A 17,679-nucleotide genomic window follows, 5' to 3' on the forward strand; every position below is an offset into this window, starting at 1 on the left:
ATGCAGGTGATGCGTTAGCTCGGCGTCATGCGCACCACCGCGAACGTCTCCGGTGATGCTGCTGGACGTCAACGTCCTGCTCGCCGCCCACCGCGACGACCACCCACACCACGACATCGTGCGGCCGTGGTTCGATCGGATGCTCGCTGGACACGAGCCCTTCGCCGTCCCCGACATCGTGTGGTCGAGCTTCATCCGCATCGCCACCAACCGGCGCACCTTCGAGGTGCCGACACCGCTCGGCGACGCCTTCGGCTTCCTCCGTGCCACCCGGGCTCAGCCGCACCACGTGGCGGTCGAGCCGGGTGAGCGCCACCTCGCGATCTTCGAGGAGCTGTGCCGGACCGCCGACGCGACCGGTGACCTGTCGGTCGACGCCTACCTCGCGGCGATCGCCGTGGAGCAGGGCTGCACGCTGGTGTCGCTCGATCGCGACTTCGCCCGCTTCGACGCCCTCGACTGGCGACGGCCTGTCGCCCGATGAGTGCCGGTCTCAAGTAGCCCGGAGGGCGGTAGACCAGCCGAGCCGGTCTCAAGTAGCCCGGAGGGCGGTAGACCGACCGAGCCAGTCACGCATCGCTGCGAGGGAACGTGAACAGCTCGCGGGCGTTCCACTCGACCATCCGGTGCACCTCGTCGTCAGGCACGTCGGCGAGCACCTCGGCCGCGCGGGTGCGGCTGTCAGGGAAGTTGGAGTCGGAGTGGGGGTAGTCGCACTCCCAGGTGATGCGGTCGACGCCGATCTCGTGGCGGTGGCGGATGCCCGCCTCGTCGTCGATGAAGCAGCCCCAGATGTGACGCTTGAACAGCTCAGACGGGGGCGTGGTCTGCTCGATGTCCTGGTAGTGGCGGTGGCGGTTCCACACGTAGTCGGCACGCTCGAGCAGGTAGGGGATCCAGCCGATGCCGCCCTCCGACAACGCCACCTTGAGGTCGGGGTGGCGGTGGAAGACGGGGGAGAACAGCAGGTCCGTCGCGGCGTACATCGAGTTGCACCCGAACAGCGTGATGACCACCGCGAGCGGGGCGTCGTCGGCGGTGTGAGGTGCCTTGCCGGACGAGCCGAAGTGCATGCACAGCGGCATGCCGGCCTCCTCGGCCGCCGAGAACACCGGGTCCCAGTGGTCGGTGTGGAACGACGGCAACCCGTAGGGGACGGGGTTCTCGGGGAACGTGATCGTGCGGGCTCCCTTGGCGGCGGTGCGCTCGATCTCGGCGACGGACGCGTCGACGTCCCACAGCGGCAGCATCACGACGGGGATGTAGCGGTCCGGGGCGACCGCGACCCACTCGTCGAGCTGGAAGTCGTTCCAGGCCGCGACGCACTGGCGCGCGAGCTCGGGGTCGTCACCTTCGTTCAGCACACCGGAGATGAACACGCCACCGGCGATGCGGGGGAACGACGGGAAGCACAGCTGGGCCTGGACCCCGTCGCGGTCCATGTCGGCCAGGCGCGCCTTGGGGTCGTAGCAGCCGGCCAGCATCTGGTCGTAGCGCACCGGATCGGTGCCGAACTCCTCGGGGTCCTTGCCAGCGACCGCGTTGAGGCCGATCTGCGGGTACAGGCGGCCGTTGTAGGTCCACACCTGCGCTGGGGCACCAGCGTCGCCGGGCTGCTCGACGATGCGTGGGCCCTGGTCGACCAGGTCGGCCGGGAGGCGGTCGGTCCACAGCGTCGGGGGCTCGACGAGGTGGTCGTCGGTCGAGACGAGCTGCATGTGATCCTGGAGCGGCATCGTGGTTCCTCACGATCTCAGACGGAGACGGTCGGCGGCTCGGTGCCGTCGCGCTCCAGCTCGCCGTGATGCTGGAGCATGCGGTAGGCGCTGCGGCGCAGCTCGGCCGGCGGCGTCGGCAACAGGGCAGGTCCGTGGTCGCGGCTCGGCAGCGACACGGTCGCATCGCCGATCGTGGTGTCCTCGCCCCGCTGGTTCGTCAGGCGCACCTCGACGTCGACGAGCGTCAGCCCGTCCTCGTGACGCTTGCCCGTGACCTCGCCGGAGGCCGCGTGCCAGTCGCCGTGGTAGTTGAACTTGCGGATCTCGTCGTGCTGGCGGACGACCCAGCCGTCGTCGCCGATCCAGTCGGTGAGGTAGTGGTGGAACCAGCACTCGCGCAGCACGCCGTAGTCGTAGGGCCGCGGGATGCCGACGGCCCTCGCCCAGTTGGTGTCCCAGTGCACCCGCTGGGCCACGTCGGGGATGCCCTGCTCGTTGTCGACGTAGAAGACCGGGATGCGCTGACGGTTGTCGTGATCGAGGCGGCTGGTCCACAGCCCGAAGGGGCTGAAGCCGTAGCCGCCCGCGTGGAACACGATGATGTCGCGCGTGGTCAGCGGGCCCTTGGTCAACGCCGGGAGCGCCTCGCCGACCTCGACGTCCTCCCAGTACCGCGGCTCGGCGCCCCGCCGTCGCTCCGCGGCGTAGCGCGCGTCGATCTCGGCGATGTCGTCGTCGCTGTAGCTCGGCTCGGGGATGTCGTTGTATTTGCCCTTCTTCCGCGCGGTGCCGCGCTCGGCGAAGATCACCAGCTCGCGGTAGACGCCCACGACGTCGGCGTCCTGGTTGATCTTGACGACCTTGCGGGTGCGCAGCACCGACCGCCCCGCGAACCTCGACGGCTTGGTCTCGACCGAGTCGAGCCCCTCGAAGCTGTAGAGCGTGTCGCCGGGGCGGACGGGGCGGTACCACTCCCATGTCCCGCCCGACACGAACGAGTGGATGCCTCGGTAGCTGCCACCCCGCAGCTCCCTGGCGGGACGCTCGCCGAGCAGCGGGGCGTTGAGGATGGCGGAGGCGATGGGCGGGGCGATCTGCCCGCCCCACCGGGTCGCGCGGCCGTAGTCGGGGTCGCAGTAGAGGGGGTTGTCGTCGCCGTAGCTGTTGGCGAAGTTGCGGATGTTCTCGACCGTCGCGGTGCTGAAGTACTCACGGGTCCGGCTCGCGAACATGCGCCCCAGGGCACGCCGGTCGCGCTCGATGTCCTCGTCGCTGATGCGGGCGGCCGTCGCCTCGTCGTACTCGGCGTTCGTCGCCTCCGCCGTCGTCGCCCCGCTCACGCGCCCTCCTCACCAATCAGTTAGATGATATTACTCTATCGCGTCCGCTCAGAACTTGAATACTTGGATGCACTCACGTGTGCCCAGGTATTCAGGTTCGGTCGGGGCGCGGCGCCGGTGAGGGGTGGAGCTGGTCGCGCACCGGGGTGAACTCGGGCATCACGAGGCCACGGCGGAGCCAGTTGGCGCCGTCCAACACCAGCGTGTGGCCGGTGAGGTAGGCCGCGTAGGGCGAGCACAGGTAGGTGGCGGCCCAACCGAGCTCGTGCACGCGTCCCACCCGCCCCGCCGGGACGAGCTCGGCTTGGCGGTCCAGCTCTCCGGCGACGCGCAGCGTCTCGGGCAGGTCGTGGTGGGGGAACGGCCCGGGGGCGAGGCCGTTGACGCGGATCCCGTGAGGTGCCCACTCCACCGCCAGCGACTGGGTGAGGTTGACCACGCCGGCCTTGGCCGCGGCGGAGTGGGCGGTGCCGGGCCCGCCGGTCCACGCGGTGGTGGCCGCGATGTTGAGCACCGTCCCCGGCGCCCCGGCCGCGATGCGGCGCCGGGCGAACTCGGTGCAGCACAGGAACGTCCCGTCGAGCACGATCTGCACGACGGCGCGCCAGCCCCCCGGCGACAGGTCCTCGGCAGAGGAGGGGAAGTTCCCGGCGGCGTTGTTGATCAGGATCGACACCGGACCGAGCGACGACTCGACGGCGTCGAACGCCGCGGCGACCGCCTCCGCCTCGCGCACGTCGACCTCGACGCCGGTCGCTGCCCCGCCGACCTCTTCGATCGCGGCGACCCCCGCGGCACGGTGCTCCTCGGACCGGCTGGCGACCGCGACGGCCGCCCCGGCCCGGGCGAACTCGATCGCCATGGCGCGGCCGAGCCCGGTGCCGCCACCGGTCACGAGCACGACGTCGTCCGCGAACGTGTCGGGGGGCAGCATCGGCGCCCCGATGGGTGGCGGCTCCGGCAGACCACGCAGCTGCACGACGTGCGACCTCCTAGCGTCCGCGGAAGTGCGGGGCGCGGCCCTCGCTCAGCGCACGTTTGGCTTCCTGGTGGTCCTCGGAGGCGAACAGCGCAGTCTGCGCTGCGAGCTCGTCGCGCAGCGCCTCGGCCGCCGACCGCCCACGGCTGGCGTCGACGAGATGCTTGGCGAACCCGAGCGCCAGCGGCGGTCCGGCGGCCAACCCGCGCGCGAACGCCAGCGCCTCCGCATCGAGTTCCGCATGCGGAACCACACGGTCGACCAGTCCCCAGTCCAGCGCGGTACCGGCGTCGACCGGCTCGCCGGTCATGATCATCCGCTTCGCGCGCGACCGCCCGACGAGCGGAGGCAGCAGCCACGACGCACCGGTGTCCGGCAGCAGCCCGAACCCCACCTCCGGCAGCGCGAACGATGCGTCGTCGGCGACGATACGGAAGTCCGCCGCCAGCGCGATCTCGCACGCCCCGCCGATGCAGTGACCCTGCACGGCCGCAACGACCGGCTTGGGAGCCTCGATCAGCCGGAGCGTCGCCTCCTGCGCACGCCGAACGAAGGTGTGGTCGGACTCGCCCGCTGCGCGCATGCCGAAGTCGTCGCGGTCGCGCCCCGACGAGAACGAGGGACCCTCACCGCGCAGCAGGATGCAGCGCACGCCCTCGTCGTCCGCGGCCTCGGCGATCAGCGGCCACCACACCCCGATGAGCGCGTCGCTGAGGGCGTTGTGCCGGTCGGGGCGGTTGAACGAGATGACCGCGACGCCGTCCTCGTCGCGACGGAGCACCGGCCCCTCGGTCAGCTCGCTCACGTCGGCCTCGGTTCGCGGGGCAGGCCGAGCACGCGCTCGGCGATGATGTCGAGCTGGATCTCGTCGGTGCCGCCCGCGATGCGGGTGCCCGGTACGCCGAGCAGGTACCCGGCCCACGCGTATCCGCCGAGGGCGCCACCGTCCGCCGCCACGTCGGGCCCCACCAACGACGCTGCCAGCGCACCGGCTGCCTGGTGCGCCCGCGTGAGCAGCAGCTTGCCGGCCGACAGCTCGGGTCCGGGGCGGTCCCCGGCCACCAGCCCCTCGTTGGTCCGACGCACGATCAGGTCGTGGATCCTCGCCTGCCGCGCGACCCGGCCGAGGTCGATGCTCGCCCCGACCTCGTCCTGACGTCCGGCTGCGACCAGCGCCCGAGCGAGCAGCCCGACCGGCACGTCGGCACCACCGGCCGAGATGGTGGCGCGCTCGCTCGTCAGCGTCGTGATGGCTGCTCGCCAGCCGTCGCCGACCTCGCCGATGCGGTGGTCGTCGGGCACGGCGACACCGTCCAGGAACACCTCCGAGAAGCCCGCCCCGCCGGTCATCTGCCGTAGCGGGCGCACGTCGACGCCGATCGCGGTCATGTCGATCAGGAACATCGTCAGCCCGCGGTGGCGAGTCGCTTGCGGGTCGGAGCGGGCCAGTGTCAGTCCGACGTCGGCGCTGGCTGACCACGAGGTCCACACCTTCTGTCCGGTGAGGCGCCACGAGCCCGACGTGTCGTCCCGCTCGGCGCGGGTCGCCACGCCGGCGAGGTCCGAGCCGGCCTCGGGCTCCGAGAAGAGCTGGCACGCGAACACGTCACCACGGTGCAGGTCTCGGAGGTAGCGATCCTGAACGACCGGCGTCCCGTGCGCGAGCAGCGTGGGCGCGACCATCCCGAGGCTGACGAGCAGCGGCGTGCGGTCGGGGGCCGCGTACTCGCGTTCCAACGCGGTGAACACGACCTCGTGCGCCAGCGGCAACTCACGCCCCCCGTAGCGCGACGGACCGGTCAGCCAGCCGTACCCGGCATCGAACTTCGTGCGCTGCCAGGCACAGGCGCGGCCGACGTGGGCGCGTTCCTCCTGTGGCCCGAACTCCTCGACGATGGCGATGTGCTCTGGCGCCGGGGTGGTCGGATCGGTCGGGTCCGGCCGCCGCTCGAGGTGCGCCTCCAGGAACGCACGCGCCTCCGCCGCGAACCCCTCGAGCGGGACTCCCATCAGGTGTGCCGCCAGGGCACCACGGGGGCGGTGCCGACGAGCTCGGTGGTGCCGCCGGTGGCGCGGCGCAGCACCAGGAAGTCCGCGCCCTTGAAGCCGCGGTGGTCCTCGGGTCCGAAGGTGATGACGGTGCCGGGCCCACCCGTGCAAGCGGGGAGCCGCCGCACGGTCTCGAGGGCGTCACGCAGACCCGTCGGCGTCGCGAGGCGCATGCGCCCGAGCCCGACCGCGAAGGCGTGGCCGAGGTCGTAGCCGGTCGACGCGGCCGAGTTGGCGGGGCGGTAGCCGAAGCGCGTCTCGAAGCGGTCGAGCACCGCGGCGAACACCTCGTTGCCCTCGTGGTACTGCTCGACCCCGACCCAGCCCTCGAGCAGCTCGGCGCGCTCGCGGTTGTAGGCCGCCGACACGAACGCCGTCGTCTGGATGCGGGGCGGGTCCCAGCCGATCTCCTCGAGCGCCTTGCGGAACACCTGGTTGAGCCCGCCGAAGCCGAGGTACACCAGCGCGTCGGGGTCGGCCGCGCGGGCGCTCTCGAGCGCCGCGACCAGCCCCTCGTGGCTCATCACGGTGTAGGCAGGGACCTGGGCCGCGATCTCCAGACCGCTCTGCTGCACGGCGTGCAGGAAGTGGCTGAGGTACTCCTGGCCGATCTGGGTCGTCTCCGCCAGGACGGCGACGCGCTGGTGAGCCTGGCTCGCCAGCCACGCCGCGATCACGTACGGCTCGTCGCCGAGGCCGCCGTTGCTGAGGTTGAACGCGTAGGGGCCCACGAACAGCTGGCTGCCGCAGATCGTGCCGGTGGGCACCTGTGCTCGAGCGATCTCGGGCAGCAGTGGCAGGCAGTTGTCGGAGGTCATGGGGCCGATCACGCCCAGTACGCGGTCCTCGTCGACGAGTTGGCGGTACGCGTCGACGACGGGGCGCGCGTCCGTCCACGGCTGCGCGCGGACCTCGCGGTGGACCACCTCGACATCACGTTCGACGATGCCACGCTCGGTCGCTTCCTCGAACGCGAGGCGGATCGCGTCCGGGAACGCGTCCGACAGGCCGGGGTAGTCGGGGAGGTCGACGAGCACGCCGACGCGGTACGGCTCGAGGGTGCGACCGTGGTAGCGGCGCACGTCGCCGCTGCCCGCCCGTCGTTCCTCGCTCACTCGTCCCTCCTCACCGCAGGCGCCACTCGGGGCGCTCGAACGTGGTGCGATCGACCTCGGTTAGCGGGTTGCCGATCTGGGTGTAGCTCAAGCCGTGCCGCTGCGCCACGGTGCGTGCGAGGTCGAGCGATTCCCACACCGCCCGGACCGTGCCCTGCACGGCGGCGGGAGGCTTGGCCGCGATGGCGGCGGCGAGCGCGTGGGCTCGCGGCCATAGCTCCTCGCGCGTCGTCACCTCGGTCACCAGGCCGATCTGCAGCGCTCGGTCGGCTGACATCCGCTCGTCGAGTCCGAGCAGGGCAATCCGCAGCGCGTCGCCGAGGTTGATGCGCCGGGCCAGCCCGATCGGTTCCAACGCCGCGGTCAGCCCGTAGGACACGTGCGGGTCGAAGAAGGTGGCGTCGTCGGAGCCGAGGATGATGTCGGCCTCGTTGAGCCAGTAGAACGCCCCGCCCGCGACCATCCCGTGCGCCGCCACGACGACCGGCTTCCACACGTCGTTGGCGCGGGGGCCGAGCCACGCCCCCGGGTCCTGCTGGCTCCAGGGGTTGTCGGGGAGGAAGAACCCCTCCTCGACGTCGACGCCGGTGCAGAAGGCGCGGTCGCCGTTGGCACGCAGCACGACGGCGTGGATGGCGTCGTCGAGACGCACGCGTCGCCATACCTCGACGAACTCGTCGCACATCGTCTGGTTGAAGGCGTTGAGCCTGTCGGGTCGGTCGAGCGTCACGGTCGCGACGTGGTCGGCCACCTCCCACGCGATGGTGTCGAATTTGTCCACCTCAGCCCGCGTGGAACGAGATCGCCTTGACCTCGGTGTAGGCGTCGAGGCCCTCCTCACCGAACTCGCGCCCGATGCCGGAGCGCTTGTAGCCACCGAACGGCGCCGCCGGGTTGAAGCTGCCGGAGCCGCCGTTGATCGAGATGCGCCCGGCCCGGATGCCAAGCGCCATCTCGTACGCGGTGCCGGCGTCGGCAGACCACAGTCCGGCGGCGAGGCCGTAGCGGGAGTCGTTGGCGATGGACACCGCCTCGTCGTCGTTGTCGAAGGGGATCACGACGCCGACCGGACCGAAGATCTCGTCCTGCGCGATGCTCATCGGCGACTCGACGTCGTAGAGCAGCGTCGGCTCGTAGAAGAAGCCGCGCTCCAGGTGGGCGGGGCGCTGCCCACCCACGGCGATCCGCGCGCCCGCCTCCCGACCCTCCGCCACGTAGCGCTCGACCCGGTCGCGCTGGCTGGCGCGGATGAGCGGCCCCATCATCACCTCGGGGTCCGCGGCGTCGCCGACCTTGATCGCGGCGGCCGCCTTGGACGCGCGGTCGAGGTAGTCGTCGTACACCGAACGGTGGACGATGTGGCGCGTCAACAGGGCACAGCCCTGCCCCGCTTGGGTCGTGATCTGGCCGACGCCCGCCCGGGCGGCGAGGTCGAGGTCGGCGTCGGCGCGCACGATCATCGGGGACTTACCACCGAGCTCGAGCAGTACACCTTTGAGCGTCGGGGCAGCGTTGGCCATGACCGCCGCCCCGACGAGGTCGGAACCGGTGAAGGTGACGAGGTCGACGCGTTCGTCGGAGGTGAGCTGCTCGCCGACGTCGACGTCGCCGGTCACGACGTTGAGCACACCGGGCGGCAGTCCCACCTCGTCGGCGAGGTCACCGAGCAGTAGCGCTTGCAGCGGCGTCAGCGGCGACGGCTTGAGCACCATCGTGCAGCCGACCGCCAGCGCCGGGCCGACCTTGGCGATGTTGAGGAAGAAGGGGAAGTTGAACGGCGTGATCGCGCTGACGACGCCAGCGGGGTCGCGCACCTTGACCGACGTGCCGAGCACCTTGGCTCCGCTGCGATCGCGGGTGACGGTGGGGGGCAGTGGCAGGACGCGCTCGCGCTTGCGCGCGGCATCGATGCAGAAGCGCAGGATCTCGAGCGGCGTGTCCACGTGCAGGCGCCCCGCGAGCGGCTGCGCCGCCCCGATCTCGGCGACCACCAGCGCGATCAGCTCGTCGCGACGCTCAGAGATGCGGTCGTGCAACGCCTGGAGCAGGTCGCAGCGCTCATCGGGCGACATCCGCGGCCACGGGCCGTCGTCGAACGCCCGGCGAGCCGCGGCGATGGCGTGGTCGACGTCGCCCTTGTCGGCGACCGCTACCGTGGCGATCGCCTCCTCGGTGGACGGGTTGATCACCACCTCGGTCCGCCCCGCGGTGGGCGAGACCCACTGGCCATCGACGTAGATGGCGGTGTGATCGCGGAGGAACGGCTGCACGTCGGCTCCGGTCGCTGCGAGACGCCAATCGTTATACCTAGTTATAGCATGGCGTCGGTGCTGGCACAGGTTCTCACGCACAGCGGGTGCTCGCTCTCGAACCGCGGCCACCGCCTCGTCCGGTCGTCGGTACCGGACCCGACCAACGCCCCTGGTCGTGCCCCGTGGACCTCCGGAGACTCGGACGTGGAGGACACCGTGCACGTGCCACCGTGCAGGTGCCGAGGACACCCTGGCACGGGAGAGGAGTAGGCCCGATGGAGCGCAACGTCGAGACGAGTCGGCCGATCCTGGTCGACGATCCCTGGCCCGTGGTCGAGCGCTTCCTCGACGAGCCGGCGTCGTGGCTGCCGGGTCCGGCCCACGAGCTCGCTGGCGGGCGGTTCCGGAGCACGATCCGTCTCGGACGGGTGACGCACGCCGTCGTCGCTGACGTCGGTGACGCCCGCTCGCTCGCAGAGGGGTGGGTCCGCGAGGTGGGCTGGACGCCCGCGTCGGGCAGGGGGACGCACGTGCGACAGACGCGCTACCTGCCCGGGTTCGACGGCGAGGTCGTGCTGCGCAACCCCGACCCCGACACGCTCGAACTCGAGATCGTCGGTCACTACCAGCCGCCGTTCGGCGTGGTCGGGGCGCTGGTGGACGTGATCGGCATGCACCGGGCCGCGGAGGTGACCGTCGACGAGCTCGCCGAGGACATCGTCGCCCGGCTCGAAGCGCTCAGCCGGGCACGCGTTCCCGCGTCGAGGTAGGTACATCGCATCGCGGGAGGAGGATGCGATGTACCAGGATGGATGGGTCACCCGTCGCCCACCGCCCCTGGAGCCGAGCCCTGCTACGCTGAATCGTTATACCTAGTTAGAGCAATTGCGCTCGGGAGCGGACGGCTTGGGCGGGTGGAGCGTCGCGGAGCAGGGGACGGCGACGCGCGCCTTCGCCGCCGCGGTCCAGGACCATGCCGAGCGCACCTTCCTCGACCTCGGGGGGGAGCGTCACACCTACCGCGACGTGGACGCGCGCACGCTGGGTCTGGCTCACGGACTCGCCGAGGAGGCGGTGACGGCGGGCGACACCGTGGCGACGATGTTCGACAACCACGTGGACGCGGTCGCGGCGTGGCTGGCGCTCAACCGCCTCGGGGCGGTCAACGTGCCGGTCAACACCGCGCTGAAGGGCGGGTTCCTCCGTCACGTCCTCGCTGACGCCGGCGCGCGCGTGGTGCTGTGCGACGCCGCGTACGCGCCCCGCGTCGCGGCGGTCGCGGCTGAGGTCCCCGCCCTCGAGGTTGTCGTCGTGCGTGGAGGGGTGCCGGCGCCGGACGGCCTCGGCAGCGCGCGCCTCGTCACGCGAGCCCTCGACGAACTCATCACCGACGAGCGCGCCCCGCTGCCCGACCGCAACCGCCCCGCGGACCTCACCTGCCTCATCTACACCGCTGGGACGACCGGTCCGTCCAAGGGCTGCATGATCAGCCACAACTACGCCTGCAACCTGGCCCGCCACTCGCTGCGCGGTACGGGGCGGCAGGCGGACGAGGTCGCGTGGACGCCGCTGCCGCTGTTCCACCTCAACGCCACCGCGGCCAGTGTCCTCGCCACGATGCTCCTCGGCGGCACCGTCGCGATCGCCGACCGCTTCTCGGTGTCGCGGTTCTGGCCCGAGATCGAGCGCAGCGGGGCGCGGCTGGCGATGCTGCTCGGCGCGATGATCCCCCTGATCGCGCGGGCTCCCGACAGCCCCGAGTCACAGGCGTGCCACGGGCAGCTTCGGCACGTGTCCGGGGCGCCGTTCCCGGCTGAGCTGCAGCAGGTGTTCCAGCAGCGCTTCGGCGTACGCACCTGCGGCTCCAACGTCTACGGGCTCAGCGAGGCCGCCCCCGTCACGAGCCTTCCGTACGGCGCCCCGCACCCGCCGGGGTCGTCGGGGCGGCGCAACGACGACTTCGACGTGCGCATCGTCGACGACGAGGACCACGAGCTGCCGCCGGGCGAGGTCGGCGAGGTCATCGTCCGACCTCTGAAGCCGCACGTGATGTTCGAGGGCTACTGGCGCCGCCCCGCCGACACGCTCGCGGTGCTGCGCAACCTGTGGCTGCACACCGGTGACTACGGCCGCTTCGACGACGACGGCTTCTTCTGGTTCGAGGACCGCAAGAAGGACTACCTGCGTCGGCGCGGCGAGAACATCTCCAGCCGCGAGGTCGAGGCCGCGTTCCTCCGCCACCCCGACGTCGAGGAGGTCGCGGCGCACGCGGTGCCCTCCGATCTCGGCGAAGACGACCTCAAGATCACTCTCGTCGTGGGCGCCGGCAGCGACCTCACCGAGGAAGCACTGTGCCGGTGGTGCATCGACGAGGTGCCGTACTACGCCGTCCCCCGCTACATCGAGTTCCGCGACGAACTGCCGAAGAACGCGATGGGGCGGGTCCTGAAGTACCAGCTCCGCGACGAGGGCGTCACCCCCTCCACCTGGGACCGCGAGACGTCCCGGGTCGAGGTGCCCCGCCGCTGACCCCAGGGAGGACCACGTGACCGCCAACCCGACGCGCCCCGCGGGGCGCTGGGGCTACCAGATCGTCGGCAGCTTCACCGACCTGAACCCCGCCGACCGCTTCCGTCCCATCCACGGCGTGCCGCCCGCGATGCAGTACCTGTACGGGTCGCTGTACACCGAGGACGGGCGCTACTTCTGGCCGATCCACGGCTTCTACCAGGAGCGCGGCCGGTTCCTGCACCTGTCGGAGTCGGTGCGGGGCGAGGACTTCGTCTACGCCCCCGAGGGCGACACGGTCTACAACGGCCCGATGAATCGCGGCGAGCGGGGCGGCTGGTGGGGCTACCGCCACCCCGAGACCGGGATGCCGGTCTACGAGACCGACGGCGACACGGTGCGCTGGACCGAGGAGCACGAGCTGCTCACCGTCACGGGCGAGGCGTTCGGTCGCGCGCTGCAGTTCTTCGTGCCTGACGAGGAGGATCCGCTGATCTACACCTCCCAGGCTCTGCGCATCACCGAGGGACACGTCAAGGGGTCGAAAGCCACGGGCTGGTTCTTCCACGACACGATGCACATGAAGGAGGGGAGCAACTACATCGTCTCGCCCTACCTGAAGCGCATCCAAGGCGCCTGGGTCGCGTTCGTCACCGAGTTCGAGGACGGCAACGTCCACATGGGTCATCTGGTGTGGGGCGTCGAGGGCTTCCAGCTCGCCATCATCGACCGCACGGACGGGCCCAGCATCGTGCACCGCGAGGTCGACGTCGCGGTCCGCCTCGACGACACCGGCTACCCCGACCACGTGACCTACACGACCACCCGCGGGGAGGAATGGATCTGGGAGGCCGCCCGGGGCGGACGCACCCCGATCCGCACCGACATCTCGCCCGACCACCGCTGGCGCGAGGGCGTCGTCCGCCGCCAGGGCGACGACCGCCCCGTCGCCGTCGCCGAGGCCCTCATGGAGGTCTACAACGATCGTGTCCCGCTCACCTGACGAGCAGGACGCGGTGACAGAAACGCGCGTGGAGGCGGGTTGCCGTCAGGCCGAGGGGCCTTGGTCGCGTTGGCGGTGACGGAAACGCGCGTGGAGGCGTGTTCCCGTCAGGCCGAGGTTCAGGCGAACAGGTCGATGAGGGTCTTAGAACCGCGGCCGTTGAGCATGTGGTGGCCGATGGCCTCCATGTGCTCGCGCCAGTGGCTCTCGGCACCGTCCGCGTCGTTGCCCGTCACCAACTCGAGCAGCCGCTCGTGGGAGCGGTGCGCGCGGCGCATCTCCTTGGTGCCCTCGGCGCTGTCGCTCGCCTCCGACATCACGACCTGGGTGTGCCGGTCGATGATCTCGGCGAGGATCTCGGCGAACACCGCGAGGGTCTGGTTGCCGGCGAGCTCGATGACCTGCTCGTGGAACCGTGCCGACGCGTGCGCGAACGCGACGCTGTCGCCGATCGCGTCCTGCTCCTGATGCAGCACGTCTCCGAGCTGGCCGATCTGCTTCGCGCGGGCGGCCTTGGCGAGCATGCCCGCGGCCGCGGGCTCGATGAGCAGGCGTGCCTCGTAGACGTCGCTGATCTTGGTCCCTCGTACCTGCAGCACGAGGCCGGCGAGCTTGGCGGCGACCTCGGAGCTGGGGGTCAGGATGCGCGCCCCGCCACGGGAGCCCCGGCGGATGGCGATGAGACCCTCGGACTCCAGCACGCGGAAGGCCTCGCGGAGGGTGGGCCGCGACACGCCGAACTGCTCCATGAGTTCGGCTTCCGGCGGCAACGAGTCGTCCTCGAGCAGCTCGCCGCGCACGATCCTGCGACGGATGTTGTCCGCGACCAGCTCCGCGGTCTTCGGTACACGGACCTTCGAGGTCGCGGCCACGGCAACTCCTCGTGTTACCAACGGTGAACTAGGTTAGCCGATTGCGGTTGGGACTCATCGGAACCTCGCGCTCGTCCGACCAGGGCGGAGCCGAGCGCGCGGTCGTGGTGATCGGGGTGTCCGAACAGCACGAGGGAGGACATCGCCCGCCGGTAGTACAGGTGGGCAGGGTGCTCCCAGGTGAAGCCGATGCCGCCGTGGACGTGGATGGTCTCGGTGGCGATCCACGCGGCGCCTTCTGCCGCCGCCGACTTGGCCGTCGCCGCAGCGAGGGGGAGCGCGGCCGGATCCCGATCGGCGCACCAGAGCCCGTACGCGGTCGCGGCTCGCGCGGCCTCGACGCGGATCAGCATCTCGGCGCAGCGGTGCTTGATCGCCTGGAAGCTGCCGATCGGGCGACCGAACTGGTGTCGCTCCGTGGCGTACGCGACCGACATCTCCAGGCATCGGGACGCGACGCCGACCAGCTCCGCGGCCAGGCTCACCGCTGCGACATTGCGCATCTCGAGCAGGAGCGCCCCGGCGTCCGCGACCAGCAGCTGCGCTGGCGTCGATCCGAACGCGACCGCTGCCTGCTTGCGGGTGAGGTCGAGCGTCTCGGTGGCCTCGCGGTCCAGCCCGTCCGCGTCGGCATCGACGAGGAAGAGTTCCACCCGCCCGTCCGGCGAGCGCGCGAAGACCAGCAGCGCATCCGCTGCGATGGCATCGAGCACGGGCCCGGCGTCACCGTCGAGCGCCCACCCGTCCTCGTCCCTCGCGGTCACGCGGACGTCCTCCGCGTCGTCGCCCAGCGGGAGCACGACGGTCGCGAGGCCGTCGCCGGCCGCGACCCGTCGCAGCGCGTCGCTCGCCACCTCGGTCGCGTCGGCGGCGGTCAGGCATCTGACGGCGAGCGCGGCGGTCGTCAGCAGTGAGGGAGCAGCCAGTGTCGCCCCGGCCGCCCCGAGCACCACTCCGAGCGTCCGCAGATCCTGGCCCCCGCCGCCGAGATGCGCAGGGACCACCAGACCGAACGCGCCGACGTCCACCAGGTGCCGTCGCAACTCGGCATCGAGCTCGGAGTCCGAGTCCGCCGTCGCCCGGACCGCAGCTTCGGTGGCGTGGCGCGCGAACAGCTCGCGGACGACGGCGTCGAGCTCGCGTTGCTCGTGCGTCGGCAGCAGCGTCGGCACCGGTCCTCCCGCTCTACGGCGATACGTACAACGTAGTGCTATCGTATAGATGAATGTTCGGAACCGGGAAACTGGAGGGATCGCGTGACGCAGAACCAGGTAGGCGACTACTCGTTCCAGGCCCTGATCGGCAGCTTCGAGCCGCGGCTCGACGAGCTGCGACCGTGGCTGCCCAAGATGGGCCTGTCACAGCAGACCGTCTACTTCTACGGCGGCTTCACCGACGCCGACGGCAACCGCTACGCGGTCGAGCGCAAGTTCACCGGTCCGATGACCGCCGGCGTCTGGCTCATGTCCGACCGCAGCGGCGAGCAGCTGCTCGATCCCGGCACGGTCCGCAGCACCCGAGGCGAGGTGCGTCGCACCTTCGAACCGGGCCGGCTCCAGTACGCCGATCAGCTCATGGCTCGACTGGGGGAGGAGCTGGCTCCCATCGGGGAGCAGGGACTCGACCTGCTCGTCACCGACGACGACCTGTCGTGGACGGAGGGGGAGCTGTTCAGCGTCCGCGGCGACCGGCTCGGGCCCGGTGTCCAGATCGCGGCACCCATGGCCGAGGAGACCTTCCTCTACACGAGCCAGATCTACCCCGTCACGGGGACCGTCCTCGGCGCCGAGGTCCGGGGCTTCGTCTTCCTCGACCACGGCTACTGGCCCCACGGTCGCGACTGGAAGGAGTCGCGCATCTTCACCGACATCCAGGTCGGGTGGGGGGTCTTCGCGAACGAGTACACGGACGGAACCATCGAGTGGGGCCACCTGTGCCGGGGGACCGACGGTAACTTCACCTTCGGCATCGCGCACGATCAGGACGGGTTGATCGCCCGCGGTACCGACGTCGAGGTGCGGATGGATCTCGACGACGCGTCGTACGTTCCACGCGCCACGTTCGGTCTCGGAGGCGAGGTGTGGGAGTGGCGGGGTCACGAGAAGGGCCAGCTCAAGCAGTTCAACAACGCCAGGTGGGGCGGCTACCGCGCCCAGCTCGGTGACACGCGTCGGCGCGGTGACGAGCGCGAACTCGCGCACGGCTTCTCGTGGCTGGAGTGCTTCGCTGACCGCATCCGCTCTGACGAGATCGAGCCCGTGGACGAACCCGTCGCTGCTGGGGTAGGCTGAAACATCTAAAGAGGTTAGATGTATTTGACGAGTCGATGCACTCATCGAGGTTGGGTGTCCCGGCCATGACGAGGCGGGTATGACGGCGACCCTCCGACGCACGGCGCTACTCACGCTCGCGTGCGTGGTGGCGGTTGCCTGCGGAGGGACCTACCACCCCGAGACACCCGACCAGGCGATCCTGGTCGATGCCGGCGAGGTGGTCGCGGGCGGGCAGGACGATGGGGGGACCGGCGACGACACGAGCACCGCCGGCGGTGAGCCGTCCGTGGTCAGCCCCACGGGTCCCACGGGCACCACCTCGGGCACGACGGGCGCGGGGTCGACGACCGGAGATACCACCGGCGGCGCAACGGGTGGGTCGACCGGAGCGTCCTCCACGACCAGCGGCACGACCTCGACGACGGGCTCGAGCACGACCGGGTCGGCCAGCACCGGCGAGGAGGTACGGCCGCAGCGCAGCGAGATCCGCCTCGGGCTCGTGGCCCCGCTGTCCGGACCCATCGGCCCGATTGGCCGAGCTTGGGCCGAGGCCGCGCAGGCGATCGTCGGTCAGGCCAACGAGCAGGGTGGGATCGACGGCGTCCCCATCCGGCTGTTCGTCGAGGACGACAAGTTCGACCCGCAGCGAGGACGTCGCCTCATCCAGCAGCTGATCGACGAGCAGCAGGTGTTCGGCTTCGTGGGGATCCTCGCCCCGGCGACGCTCGAGCAGTCGATCCCCGACATCGAGGCGGCGGGCACGCCGGTGCTGCCCAGCGACGGCTCGGCGAACTCGTTCGGGAGCCGCTGGCTGTTCCCCAGTTTCCCCATCTGTGACCGCAACTTCGGCGGGGCGATGGATCACGCCATCGACGCGCGCGGGACCAAGGACGTGGCGCTGCTGATGGTCACGGTAGGGGCTGCAGATCAGTGCGGTGACCACGTCCAGGCCATAGCCGAGGCCCGTGGCGCGACCGTGGTGTACCGAGGCAGCGTGTCGCCGGGGGGTTCCGACTGCCAGCCGCAGGTGATCAACGCGCGGAGTCGCGGAGCCGACACGGTCCTGATCCTGGCGGACAACCTCGGCATCGTGAAGTGCGTGCGCTTCATGAAGCAGCAGGGCTGGGACCCTCACGTCGGCGTGTCCACCAACATCGTCGACGACCCAGGCCTCTTCGAGGGCCTAGGCGAGGACGCCGAGGGGATCTTCAGCACGACCCCGTTCGAGACGGTCAACTCGCCCGAGTTCGAGGCGTTGTGCGGACAAGCGCTGCGCCGCTACTTCCCGGACTCTCCGCTGCAGTTCTTCTCGATCACCCAGTGCATCGGCGCGCACCTCTTCATCGACACGCTCCGAGCGATCGGCCCGGATGCGACCGGAGAGGAGTTCGTCGAGTACCTCGAGTCGGCACCGCCGTGGGATCCCGGTGGCCTCGGTCCGGCCTTCGACTACCGCCCCGAACCCAACGAGTACGTCGTGCACCTGCCCTTCGACCTCACGCGCGCGGCGGAGGTCAGGGACGGCGAGTGGGTGATCATCTCCGAGCTGTTCCAACCGACCATCCCGTGA

At 70.7% G+C, this 17,679-nt stretch carries 16 protein-coding genes; 6 read left to right on the top strand and 10 right to left on the bottom strand.

All coding sequences use genetic code 11. The features are described from left to right. The first annotated feature begins 52 nt into the window (after nt 1-52). Nucleotides 53-484 (top strand): type II toxin-antitoxin system VapC family toxin, encoded by a 432-nt coding sequence (locus tag KY469_04290; GenBank protein ID MBW3662299.1) that lies wholly within the window; start codon nt 53-55, stop codon nt 482-484. 85 nt (nt 485-569) lie between these two features. Here the strand turns inward: KY469_04290 and KY469_04295 are convergent, their stop codons facing one another. The 8 genes from KY469_04295 to KY469_04330 all read right to left on the bottom strand — a co-directional run bounded on the left by KY469_04295 (nt 570) and on the right by KY469_04330 (nt 9,471). Next, nucleotides 570-1,736, bottom strand: coding sequence for an amidohydrolase (locus tag KY469_04295; GenBank protein MBW3662300.1), 1,167 nt, complete (start codon nt 1,734-1,736; stop codon nt 570-572). A gap of 17 nt (nt 1,737-1,753) precedes the next feature. Next, nucleotides 1,754-3,058 (bottom strand): MaoC family dehydratase N-terminal domain-containing protein, encoded by a 1,305-nt coding sequence (locus KY469_04300; GenBank protein ID MBW3662301.1) that lies wholly within the window; start codon nt 3,056-3,058, stop codon nt 1,754-1,756. A 91-nt stretch (nt 3,059-3,149) separates the two neighbouring features. After that, on the bottom strand, nt 3,150-3,992 hold the full coding sequence (locus KY469_04305) for an SDR family oxidoreductase (protein ID MBW3662302.1): 843 nt from the start codon (nt 3,990-3,992) through the stop codon (nt 3,150-3,152). Between the two features lie 58 nt (nt 3,993-4,050). Then, a complete protein-coding gene (locus tag KY469_04310; GenBank protein ID MBW3662303.1) occupies nt 4,051-4,833 on the bottom strand; it encodes an enoyl-CoA hydratase/isomerase family protein in 783 nt (260 codons plus the stop codon). A gap of 5 nt (nt 4,834-4,838) precedes the next feature. Beyond that, a complete protein-coding gene (locus tag KY469_04315) occupies nt 4,839-6,047 on the bottom strand; it encodes an acyl-CoA dehydrogenase family protein (protein ID MBW3662304.1) in 1,209 nt (402 codons plus the stop codon). Then, nucleotides 6,047-7,168, bottom strand: a complete 1,122-nt coding sequence (locus KY469_04320; GenBank protein ID MBW3662305.1) for an ABC transporter substrate-binding protein — start codon at nt 7,166-7,168, stop codon at nt 6,047-6,049. Before KY469_04320 ends, KY469_04315 begins: the two co-directional genes overlap by 1 nt. 43 nt (nt 7,169-7,211) lie before the next feature. Next, complete coding sequence (locus KY469_04325; GenBank protein ID MBW3662306.1) at nt 7,212-7,982, bottom strand: enoyl-CoA hydratase/isomerase family protein; 771 nt, start codon at nt 7,980-7,982, stop codon at nt 7,212-7,214. 1 nt (nt 7,983) lies between these two features. Next, the gene (locus tag KY469_04330) at nt 7,984-9,471 is read right to left on the bottom strand and encodes an aldehyde dehydrogenase family protein (GenBank protein ID MBW3662307.1); all 1,488 of its coding nucleotides are present in this window, start codon (nt 9,469-9,471) and stop codon (nt 7,984-7,986) included. 257 nt (nt 9,472-9,728) lie between these two features. Between KY469_04330 and KY469_04335 the strand changes: the two genes are divergently transcribed. From KY469_04335 to KY469_04345, 3 genes are all read left to right on the top strand, one after another. Beyond that, complete coding sequence (locus KY469_04335) at nt 9,729-10,223, top strand: hypothetical protein (protein ID MBW3662308.1); 495 nt, start codon at nt 9,729-9,731, stop codon at nt 10,221-10,223. Between the two features lie 136 nt (nt 10,224-10,359). Beyond that, nucleotides 10,360-11,982 (top strand): AMP-binding protein, encoded by a 1,623-nt coding sequence (locus tag KY469_04340; protein ID MBW3662309.1) that lies wholly within the window; start codon nt 10,360-10,362, stop codon nt 11,980-11,982. 16 nt (nt 11,983-11,998) lie between these two features. Further along, on the top strand, nt 11,999-12,964 hold the full coding sequence (locus KY469_04345) for a hypothetical protein (GenBank protein ID MBW3662310.1): 966 nt from the start codon (nt 11,999-12,001) through the stop codon (nt 12,962-12,964). 119 nt (nt 12,965-13,083) lie between these two features. On the opposite strand, the gene KY469_04350 is transcribed toward KY469_04345, so the two are convergent. Then, nucleotides 13,084-13,836 (bottom strand): FCD domain-containing protein, encoded by a 753-nt coding sequence (locus tag KY469_04350; GenBank protein ID MBW3662311.1) that lies wholly within the window; start codon nt 13,834-13,836, stop codon nt 13,084-13,086. Nucleotides 13,837-13,850: 14 nt separating this feature from the next. After that, a complete protein-coding gene (locus KY469_04355) occupies nt 13,851-15,008 on the bottom strand; it encodes an acyl-CoA/acyl-ACP dehydrogenase (protein ID MBW3662312.1) in 1,158 nt (385 codons plus the stop codon). Between the two features lie 84 nt (nt 15,009-15,092). Between KY469_04355 and KY469_04360 the strand changes: the two genes are divergently transcribed. Further along, nucleotides 15,093-16,127 carry a hypothetical protein gene (locus KY469_04360; protein ID MBW3662313.1) on the top strand — a complete coding sequence of 345 codons (1,035 nt, stop codon included), beginning with the start codon at nt 15,093-15,095 and terminating at the stop codon, nt 16,125-16,127. A 79-nt stretch (nt 16,128-16,206) separates the two neighbouring features. Beyond that, the gene (locus KY469_04365; protein MBW3662314.1) at nt 16,207-17,679 is read left to right on the top strand and encodes an ABC transporter substrate-binding protein; all 1,473 of its coding nucleotides are present in this window, start codon (nt 16,207-16,209) and stop codon (nt 17,677-17,679) included.

This window comes from Actinomycetota bacterium, assembly GCA_019347575.1.
GTDB lineage: Bacteria > Actinomycetota > Nitriliruptoria > Nitriliruptorales > Nitriliruptoraceae > JAHWKY01.

What these genes read in the sequence shown, in the direction of transcription:
- KY469_04335 (MBW3662308.1), top strand. Translation starts at nt 9,729, where the DNA reads ATGGAGCGCAACGTCGAGACGAGTCGGCCGATCCTGGTCGACGATCCC.
- KY469_04315 (MBW3662304.1), bottom strand. Translation starts at nt 6,047, where the DNA reads ATGGGAGTCCCGCTCGAGGGGTTCGCGGCGGAGGCGCGTGCGTTCCTG.
- KY469_04365 (MBW3662314.1), top strand. Translation starts at nt 16,207, where the DNA reads ATGACGGCGACCCTCCGACGCACGGCGCTACTCACGCTCGCGTGCGTG.
- KY469_04295 (MBW3662300.1), bottom strand. Translation starts at nt 1,736, where the DNA reads ATGCCGCTCCAGGATCACATGCAGCTCGTCTCGACCGACGACCACCTC.
- KY469_04305 (MBW3662302.1), bottom strand. Translation starts at nt 3,992, where the DNA reads ATGCTGCCCCCCGACACGTTCGCGGACGACGTCGTGCTCGTGACCGGT.